The organism is Nereida sp. (assembly GCF_965655635.1).
In the GTDB taxonomy this organism is placed as follows: Bacteria; Pseudomonadota; Alphaproteobacteria; order Rhodobacterales; family Rhodobacteraceae; genus Nereida.
Genome location: NZ_CBFHHE010000051.1, coordinates 1 through 8418, shown reverse-complemented (window position 1 = coordinate 8418; position 8418 = coordinate 1). Strand labels below are relative to the sequence as shown.

Below are 8418 nucleotides of genomic sequence, written 5' to 3'. Positions count from 1 at the left end.
GCTGTGGGTGCGCGGTAATGAATATAAAAATGATGTCTACATCTTGCCCAAGCATTTGGACGAGAAGGTAGCGCGTTTGCACCTTAAGCGTATTGGCGTGAAGCTGTCCCAACTGGATCCAGAGCAGGCAGCTTACATTGGTGTTTCACCAGATGGTCCATTCAAGCCAGAGCACTACCGCTACTAAGCTTACGATGAAAAGTATTTGAAACGCCGCCGGGTCAAACTGGCGGCGTTTTGCGTTTAAGGTCTGGGTGAAATGCACGGCGCCATACCGCACTCAAATTTTCCCTTTGACGTGGCTGACTTAGCGCTTACCCTATGCACACGGGGGGGCAAGGTGGTTGTCCGGTAGTATTTTAACGAGCGGACTTACGATATGGGTAAGCGCGACGACTTAATTGCGAAATATGCTGATGACTTGAAGAACAAATGCGGGATGACACCTGACATTGATCTATTAACCAAAGTGACAATCGGTTGTGGTCCGGCGATCTATAACGCTGATGCGTCCACAGTAGCCGCAGGTCAGCCAGCGGAGCTTGAAACGGTCAAGAACAATTTTCTAATTAAAAAGTTGGGACTTGCAGATAGTCCCGAACTTGATGCGGCGATTACATCAGTTTTGGCAACCTACGGTATGTTCGAGCGCAGCAAATATCGTGCCGTGGTCTACTATATGCTGACCAAGCATTTTGGAAAAGAAGCTGTCTACGGCTGATTGATTATGGAGGGGCGCCGTATTCAGGGCGCCCTTTTTACGTTAATAGTCCCTTACTGTGCTGAATTTGAAAGATATTTTATATATCAAAAGCTTGCACCGAAAGGTTCGAATAGGTAGACGATCAATACGAACCAAGAATGGTTTGGACCTTTTATATTTGAACACGTGTGGTGCTAGGGAGCACGTGGGGTGAATGAGGGGTCCAAGGGGTTGGACCCCTCATTTTATGTTTCGCACCCAGCCATCTGACAAATCTTATTCCAATGTTCCTCCGCCACTGGCTGTACGGACAACCTTGGCGATTTCACCAGCGGCATATCATTAAAGAATGGATCGCCTTTGATCTCAGCCAGTGAAACAGAGCGGGACAGTTTTTTGACTGCTTTGATGTCCACGCACTGCCAGCGGTCTTGCTTTGTTGTGCTGTCTTGGTGTGCTTCTGAAATGACCTCAACGATCCCCACGACAGCTTTTTCATCTTGCGAATGATAAAAGAAGCCGCGGTCACCAACGGCCATTTCACGCATGAAATTACGCGCCTGATAATTACGCACGCCGTCCCATTCTTCGCCAGTGTCGCCTTTGGCTACCTGATCCGCCCAACTCCACGCACTTGGCTCAGATTTGAACAGCCAGTAGTTCATCCGCCAATGACCCTGTTCCAGTGGAGTAATTCCACGCTCTCAAACAGACCAGCAAGGGCATAGGGATCTGATGCTGCCCAATCCTTGGCGTCAGCCATGCTTTGCACATCCAGAATAACGACAGAGCCGATCATCTCGCCGGTATCACTCAAAATTGGACCCGCTTGCTGCACGACACCGGTCGACTTGATGTACGCAAGGTGCGCATCCCGGTTCGCTTTACGCACATCAAGTGCGCCGTCTTTGTCTTTAGCTATCAGACTTACAAGCATTAGCTTTCCTTCTTTAAGGGTCTATTCAAAAGTGATTTGACCGCATCTTGGACGGTCATCTGTCCGTCTACAAGTGCCGCTACGGTTTCAATAATCGGCATGTCACCATGATTTAGGGATGCCATTGCTTTCGCAGTTGCTGCGCCTTCGACAGTTTCCTCAGACGCCCACATTTTACCCGCACCAATCCCCAGTCCGTATCTAAAATTGCGCGAGGTTTCTGACGACGCCGTTAGGGTCAAGTCACCTAGGCCAGCCAGTCCCATAAGCGTGTCGCCTCTGGCCCCAAGAGCTTCTGCGTAGGTCCGCATTTCAGAAAACCCGCGTGTCAGAATTGCTGCGCGCGCACTTTCGCCGAGGCCCGATCCGATGGCTACTCCACACGCAATTGCAATCACGTTCTTTAGCGCACCACCAAACTCAACACCGCGCCAATCATCTGTGAGATACAGTCGAAGCGTTGGCGTGCTCAGGGCGTTTTGCAGGTTGGGCCCGTCATCGCTCATGGCAAGGGTAAGCGCTGTGGGAAGGCCCGCGGCGATGTCCTTGGCAAAGCTTGGCCCACTCAAAATACCAATGGGCCCACCAAGATCGGCCTTTTGTATTAAGCCAACGGGCCCAAGTCCCGATTTTAAATCTACACCCTTGCAGCAAGCTATCAGCGGTCTGTTTCGCAGTGCTGTCTGCTCTTGACGTAATATCGTCGACAGCTGCTGTGTGGGCGTTGCAATCAATACTGTGCCTTTGCCAGTCAGCTTGTCTGTAACGATCACATTGGACGGCAGCTTATAGCCAGGTAGCCTACGCTTGTTCTCCCGATCCGCATCGATTAGCGCCGCCGTTCTAGCGTCCCGCGCCACCAAAACAATATCGTCGTTCGTAGCCAAAGTAATGGCAAGAGCGGTGCCAAAGGCGCCTGAACCCAAAATGGTGATGGTCATGCTTTGGCCCCCTTTTTGCCTGAGCCAAGCATTGGTGCCGCGGTTTGATCGAGCGGCCATCTGGGGCGCGCTGATAGGGTCAAATCGTCGTAGTGGCCTAGTGCAAAAAGTTCTGCTCCAGCATAGGCAATCATGGCCGCATTATCCGTACACAGGCTTAGAGGCGGGGCTACAAATGGCAGATTTTGGGCATTACAAAGCTCAACCAAGCCCTGACGAATGGTCATGTTGGCAGCTACGCCTCCGGCAACCGCAATGGCCGTAGCATCTGGGCAAAGCGCGATGGCGCGCCGTGTTTTTTCCACCAACACATCTGTGACGGCGTTTTGAAACGCGGCGCAAAGATCACGTCGATGCGCTTGCGGTAACCCGCCGTGCTCTTCAACAATCGTGTCACGCGCGCGTAATAAAGCAGTTTTGAGACCAGAAAATGACATGTCGCAGCCGTCACGGTCTAAAAGTGGGCGGGGCAATCTAAAGGCTTTGGGATTGCCGTTTTTTGCTTCGTTTTCTACCGATGGTCCGCCCGGTTGTGCCAGTCCCAAAAGACGCGCGGTTTTGTCGAACGCCTCCCCGGGGGCGTCATCAATTGTGCCGCCAAGTCGCCTGTAGCTTGTTGGTGATTTCACTTCTAAAAACTGACAATGCCCGCCCGAGACGAGCAGCATCAAATAGGGATATGCAATACCGTCACTAAGGTGTGGTGTTAAGGCGTGACCCGCCAAATGATTAACGCCGATCAGTGGCTTTCCTGATCCTGCCGAAAGCCCTTTTGCGCACATGACACCGGCTAAGACCCCACCAATAAGACCTGGTCCAGATGTTACCGCAATTGCGTCTACATCATTCAGAGTTTTACGTGTCTGCTCCAGCACTTTTGCCACACAGCCATCCAGCTTTTCGGTGTGCGCGCGCGCGGCAATCTCAGGAACGACACCGCCAAAATCACTGTGAAGCTGCGTCTGACCTTCAACCACCTGCGCCAGAATGTTCGGTCCTTCGGCACTCACCTGTACGATTGCCGCAGCGGTATCGTCACAGCTGCTTTCAAGACCCAAGATGGTCAGAGGGGGGCCATTGCGTGTCATCATGCTGCCAGCTACCATTTGCGCGATATGCAAACAATGCCTTCTGCTCGCCCCACATTGATCGTCACCCGCCCTGAGCCCGACGCGGCGCAGTTCGCAGAGCAGGCGCGCATGACGCTAGGCGCAGCCGTAAAGATTGTTTGTGCACCGCTTATCGAGATTGAGCCGCTTTCTCCAGCAATAGAATTTACCCATGATGAGCAGGTAATTTTCACGTCGCGTAACGCTGTGCGTCTTGCGCCGAGTGGTGTGGGCCGAACGGCTTTTTGTGTTGGTCAGCGGACCGCAGAGCTTGCATTGGCCGCGGGCTATCGCGCTGTGTCTGCGGATGGTGATGCATCGGACTTGATAACCTTGCTCAAGGCTCAGTCATCAGGACCATTGGTTCATGTCCGCGGGGAACAGACTACGCTCAGCTTTTCAAATGCTCTGGCAGCGTCTGGTTTGGTCGTTCGTGATATTGTTGCGTACAGACAGGTGGCCAAAGGGCTACCCGCAGATGTTTTGTCTAAGATACTTCGCGAACAAAGCACCATTGTGGCCGCTTTCTCTGCAAATGCAGCTGAGGTTCTATCAAAGCATGTTGCGGGAAACGAAGCTGCCTCAACGCTTGTGGCGATTAGTTCAACCGCTGCGGCGCCGTTGGCGGGTTTCTTTGCGAAGACCGTGGTGGCATCGACAACAGATGCAGCGGGGCTTCTTACGGCGGTGGAGGTGATCTGCGATGACTTGGACGAACAGACATCCGGCTGATGTGATGCGATTGATTAGTGTATTGTTGAGCGTAAGCAAGATTCGAGGGAGTTAACTAGGTGGCCGAAAAGACATCTGAAGAAGAACCGATCACTGAAAAAGTTGACCCTGCGTTGGATGAAGCGGTCGTAGATGCAGCTGCTGATGATGCTCACGAAATGGACAGTACACCTGAAGAGGTAGGTTCTGACGAAGCCGCTTTTGAGCAGGATGAGACGCTAAAAGAAGAGCCAAGCGATACGAAGACCAGCCCAAAGGGCGGTATTTTGCCGATGCTGGGTGCAGGCGTTTTGGTGGCTTTGCTTGGTTTTGTCGCGGGGCGTGCGGATGTTATTCCAAACGATGCGCTTCCTGAGTTTTTACAACGCGACAGCGCGCTTGCAGAAACAGTTGCGGACCAAAAGGTGGCTTTGGATAACCTTGAGCAACGCTTGGCTGATTTTGCGAAGGCTGATGACATCGCCGCACTTCAATCTCAATTGATCGAAACGGCGGACGATGGCACGGCCGCGCGCGCCGCTTTAGCGGACGAAATTGCTAATCTTCCCGTTGTGACAGACAGCGCAGCGAACGTTGATATTGCAGCGATACAAGATTTGATCGATGCGCAGAATTTGAAAATTGCAGCACTGACTGAACAGCTTCAGGCACAAACAGAGCAAACTGAAACAAGTGTGGCGCAGCTTGAAGCCGCCGCCGTTGAAGAGGCGCTTTTTGCGCAGGCGCGTGCTGCATTGTCCCGCGTTCAGGCGGCTATCGAAACTGGTGCACCTTTTGGTTCGGCTTTGGCTGATTTTTCAGAAGCTAGCACGGCTAATGTGCCGGAAGTTTTGCAAGCTGTCGCAAGCACCGGTGTTCCGGCGCTGGCTTCTGTGCAGGATGAATTTCCACCCCTTGCACGTCAGGCACTTGCTGCGGCACGCTCGGAAACGCCAGTTCCCGAAACTACCGTTGGAAAGCTGTCAGCTTTTCTGGCCCGTCAGACCGGAGCGCGCTCTGTAACGCCGCGTGAAGGATCCGATGCCGATGCTGTGCTGTCGCGTGTTGAAGCTGCTGTGCGCAAAGGTGCGCTAAACGATGCGCTAGCGGAATTGGATACGCTTCCAGAGACGTCTAAATCTGTTTTGTCGCCCTGGGCCGAGGCTGTAAAGCGCCGGCTTGATGCCAGTACTGCTGCTGCTCAATTGGCGGCATCCCTTAAATCGAACTGAGGTCACGCATTATGCTTTGGTCCCTTACTAAAATTCTTGTTTTTGTTGCATGTGTGGCCGCTCTGGCGTTTGGCGCGGTTCAGCTTTTGGAAATGGAGGGCGGCGTTCAGATTACCTTCAACGGGGTTGAGCGCACCTTTGGCCCCCTTCAAACGGCCATTGCTTTTGCGGTGTTGGTCGCCGCGCTTTACATTGTACTGAAAGTATTAGGTCTGATTGGTGCTGTGCTTCGCTTCATCAATGGGGATGAAACCGCGCTGTCTCGTTACTTTGTGCGCAACCGCGAGCGCAAAGGGTTTGATGCGTTGTCCGAAGGACTGATGGCGCTTGCTTCAGGCGAGGGGCGTTTGGCGATGTCAAAGGCCAGCAAAGCTGAGCGGTATCTACGTAAACCTGAGCTTACAAATTTGATCACTGCGCAAGCGGCAGAGATAGTCGGTGATATTAAAAAAGCGGACCAAGTTTACAAAGAGCTATTACAAAACGATCAGACCCGCTTTGTAGGTATACGTGGAATTATGCGCCAAAAATTGGCTGCTGGTGATACGGATATGGCGTTGGCCTTGGCGGAAAAAGCTTTCGCTTTGAAGCCCAAGCATGAAGAAACGCAAGACGTTTTGTTGCGACTTCAGGCCCAGAAAGAGGATTGGAGCGGCGCGCGCAAAACGCTTACCGCAAAGTTGAAGCATGGGTCGTTGCCGCGTGATGTGCACAAACGCCGTGATGCGGTTCTGGCGCTGTCAGAAGCAAAGGCGATTGTTGCAGATGATAGCACGATCGAAGTGAAAGAGGCGGCGATTGAGGCAAACCGGCTATCGCCAGATTTAATTCCGGCGGCCGTCTTGGCAGCGGATTCTTATACCGCAGCCGGTGAAGGGAAATATGCGGCGCGGGTTTTGAAAAAGGCGTGGGGTGCGCATCCTCATCCTGATCTAGCGGCTGCCTTTGCACGAATTTCGCCCGAAGAAACTCCGGCTGAGCGCCTCAAGCGGTTCAAAGCCTTGACCCGCATTGCCCCTGATCACGCCGAAACAAAAATGCTACTTGCTGAGCTGCATATCGCGGCTGAAGATTTTCCAGCAGCGCGCGTTGCGATGGGGGATTTGGTGGGAAGCAACGCGACAACGCGCAGTTTAACAATTTTAGCGGCGATAGAGCGTGGCCAAGGTGCCAGTGATAATGTTGTGCGCGGTTGGTTGACGAAGGCGCTCACTGCGCCGCGTGGCCCGCAGTGGGTTTGCGAGAACTGTCAGAATATTCACGCAGAATGGGCGACGACCTGCTCAAATTGCGGCGCTTTTGATACGCTTGCGTGGCGCACGCCAACAACTTCTGACGCGACGATGCCGTCATCTACGGAAATGCTGCCTTTGCTTGTTGGCACGCCCTCAGCATCCGATGTGGATGATGCCGAAGTTATTGATGAGGCGCCAACTGGCGTCGATGCGCCGAAGAAATATTGATCGTGTTCAACTATTTTTCGGCGTGCTCCTTATTAAATTTCAGCGATTAGTCCTGTCAGAGTTACTTTAGGATAGTCAAGGGCTTGTTTCAGGAAATAATTGTTCTACTCTCCCTAACATTCTTGGAGGTCCAAGAAGCATGGCTTCGTTATCAGAGGTTAGTAAGTTTCGTTACCCTGTGATGTGAAGCCGAATAAATAAGCGACCCCGTAATGGGTTTCGCTGATCGATTCCTTGGGAGGGACTATGACAAATACACTTAACCGCAGAAAGTTTTTGCGCGGCTCGGCCGTTGCCGGCGCTGCTGCTTTGGCGACACCAGCAGTTGCGGCCAACCATGGCACAACACTGAAAATGCAAGCTGCTTGGGGCGGCGGTATTTTCCTTGAAAATGCACAATCGTTCGCAAGCCGCGTTAACGAAATGTCTGGTGGCTCATTGTCCATCGAAGTGCTGTCTGTCGACTCAGTCGTGAAGACAAGCCAGATGCAAGATGCGGTTCACCGCGGCGTTCTCGATGCAGCTCACTACGTATCAGCCTACTGGTACGGCAAGTCCAAAGCTGCATCACTCTTCGGCACGGGCCCATGCTTTGGCTGGTCAAGCCAAGAGATGCTCGGCTGGATCCACGCAGGTGGTGGTCAAGAGCTCTTTGATGAGCTGATGGACAGCCTGCGCTTGAACGTTGTGTCTTTCTTCAACTCACCAATGCCAGCGCAGCCACTTGGGTGGTTCCAGGAAGAAATTAAAGACGCAAGCCAGATGAATGGCCTGAAGTACCGTACTGTTGGTCTTGCTGCTGACGTTCTGCTCGAAATGGGCATGTCAGTTGTGCAGCTGCCTGGCGGTGAAATCCAGCCAGCGATGAAGTCCGGTCTGATTGACGCGGCTGAATTCAACAACCCAACATCTGACCGTGACTTCGGCATGCAAGATGTTTCCAAGCACTACCACTTGGCATCATATCACCAGAGCCAAGAGTGCTTCGAAGTTACATTCAACAAAGACAAGTTCAACGGCCTGTCACCTGAGCACCAAGCGATCATCCGTAACGCGTCAATGGCTGAAAACTCCGGCTTTTACTGGGGCAACACCAAGCGTTACTCAGACGATCTGATCAAACTGCAAGAGCAGGACGGCGTGAACGTATACCGTACACCAGATTCCGTTATGGCAGCGCAGCTCGAAGCATGGGACAAAGTTGCAAACCGCATCGCGGGCGACGATCCATTCTTCGCGAAGGTTATGGATTCACAAAAGGCATACGCCAAAGATGTGATGAACTACCTCAACCTGAACCAGCCTGATTACAAACTGGCGTA

10 protein-coding genes are annotated in these 8418 nt (G+C 52.6%); 6 read left to right on the top strand and 4 right to left on the bottom strand.

Going from position 1 to position 8418, the window contains the following annotated elements; translation table 11 throughout:
- Together ACTF5M_RS10955 and ACTF5M_RS10950 are read left to right on the top strand one after the other, a co-directional pair.
- Positions 1–187: adenosylhomocysteinase (locus tag ACTF5M_RS10955; RefSeq protein ID WP_438961019.1), on the top strand; the 187-nt coding region annotated here is incomplete at its 5' end.
- Between the two features lie 192 nt (positions 188–379).
- Positions 380–721 (top strand): DUF2853 family protein, encoded by a 342-nt coding sequence (locus tag ACTF5M_RS10950; RefSeq protein WP_438961018.1) that lies wholly within the window; start codon positions 380–382, stop codon positions 719–721.
- 227 nt (positions 722–948) lie between these two features.
- Here ACTF5M_RS10950 and ACTF5M_RS10945 read toward each other — a convergent pair whose 3' ends face one another.
- From ACTF5M_RS10945 to tsaD, 4 genes are read right to left on the bottom strand one after another with little or no spacing between them, the layout of a single operon-like run.
- Positions 949–1368 carry an EVE domain-containing protein gene (locus ACTF5M_RS10945; RefSeq protein WP_438961017.1) on the bottom strand — a complete coding sequence of 140 codons (420 nt, stop codon included), beginning with the start codon at positions 1366–1368 and terminating at the stop codon, positions 949–951.
- Positions 1365–1640 carry a YciI family protein gene (locus ACTF5M_RS10940; protein WP_438961016.1) on the bottom strand — a complete coding sequence of 92 codons (276 nt, stop codon included), beginning with the start codon at positions 1638–1640 and terminating at the stop codon, positions 1365–1367. The genes ACTF5M_RS10945 and ACTF5M_RS10940 overlap by 4 nt, the downstream gene beginning before the upstream one ends.
- Positions 1640–2581: an NAD(P)H-dependent glycerol-3-phosphate dehydrogenase gene (locus ACTF5M_RS10935; RefSeq protein WP_438961015.1), complete on the bottom strand. Its 942-nt coding sequence runs from the start codon at positions 2579–2581 to the stop codon at positions 1640–1642. Before ACTF5M_RS10935 ends, ACTF5M_RS10940 begins: the two co-directional genes overlap by 1 nt.
- Positions 2578–3672 carry a tRNA (adenosine(37)-N6)-threonylcarbamoyltransferase complex transferase subunit TsaD gene (gene tsaD, locus ACTF5M_RS10930; protein WP_438961014.1) on the bottom strand — a complete coding sequence of 365 codons (1095 nt, stop codon included), beginning with the start codon at positions 3670–3672 and terminating at the stop codon, positions 2578–2580. Before tsaD ends, ACTF5M_RS10935 begins: the two co-directional genes overlap by 4 nt.
- Before the next feature lie 24 nt (positions 3673–3696).
- Here tsaD and ACTF5M_RS10925 point away from each other — a divergent pair, with 24 nt between their 5' ends.
- The 4 genes from ACTF5M_RS10925 to ACTF5M_RS10910 form a co-directional block, all read left to right on the top strand.
- Positions 3697–4422 carry a uroporphyrinogen-III synthase gene (locus ACTF5M_RS10925; protein WP_438961013.1) on the top strand — a complete coding sequence of 242 codons (726 nt, stop codon included), beginning with the start codon at positions 3697–3699 and terminating at the stop codon, positions 4420–4422.
- 59 nt (positions 4423–4481) lie between these two features.
- On the top strand, positions 4482–5633 hold the full coding sequence (locus ACTF5M_RS10920) for a COG4223 family protein (RefSeq protein WP_438961012.1): 1152 nt from the start codon (positions 4482–4484) through the stop codon (positions 5631–5633).
- A gap of 11 nt (positions 5634–5644) precedes the next feature.
- Positions 5645–7096: a heme biosynthesis protein HemY gene (locus tag ACTF5M_RS10915; protein ID WP_438961011.1), complete on the top strand. Its 1452-nt coding sequence runs from the start codon at positions 5645–5647 to the stop codon at positions 7094–7096.
- 246 nt (positions 7097–7342) lie between these two features.
- Positions 7343–8418 (top strand): TRAP transporter substrate-binding protein (locus ACTF5M_RS10910; RefSeq protein ID WP_438961010.1); only part of this gene is annotated, 1076 nt, incomplete at its 3' end.

Coding starts and splice junctions, on each gene's coding strand:
- ACTF5M_RS10950 (WP_438961018.1), top strand. CDS start 380: ATGGGTAAGCGCGACGACTTAATTGCGAAATATGCTGATGACTTGAAG.
- ACTF5M_RS10945 (WP_438961017.1), bottom strand. CDS start 1,368: ATGAACTACTGGCTGTTCAAATCTGAGCCAAGTGCGTGGAGTTGGGCG.
- ACTF5M_RS10940 (WP_438961016.1), bottom strand. CDS start 1,640: ATGCTTGTAAGTCTGATAGCTAAAGACAAAGACGGCGCACTTGATGTG.
- ACTF5M_RS10935 (WP_438961015.1), bottom strand. CDS start 2,581: ATGACCATCACCATTTTGGGTTCAGGCGCCTTTGGCACCGCTCTTGCC.
- tsaD (WP_438961014.1), bottom strand. CDS start 3,672: ATGATGACACGCAATGGCCCCCCTCTGACCATCTTGGGTCTTGAAAGC.
- ACTF5M_RS10925 (WP_438961013.1), top strand. CDS start 3,697: ATGCAAACAATGCCTTCTGCTCGCCCCACATTGATCGTCACCCGCCCT.
- ACTF5M_RS10915 (WP_438961011.1), top strand. CDS start 5,645: ATGCTTTGGTCCCTTACTAAAATTCTTGTTTTTGTTGCATGTGTGGCC.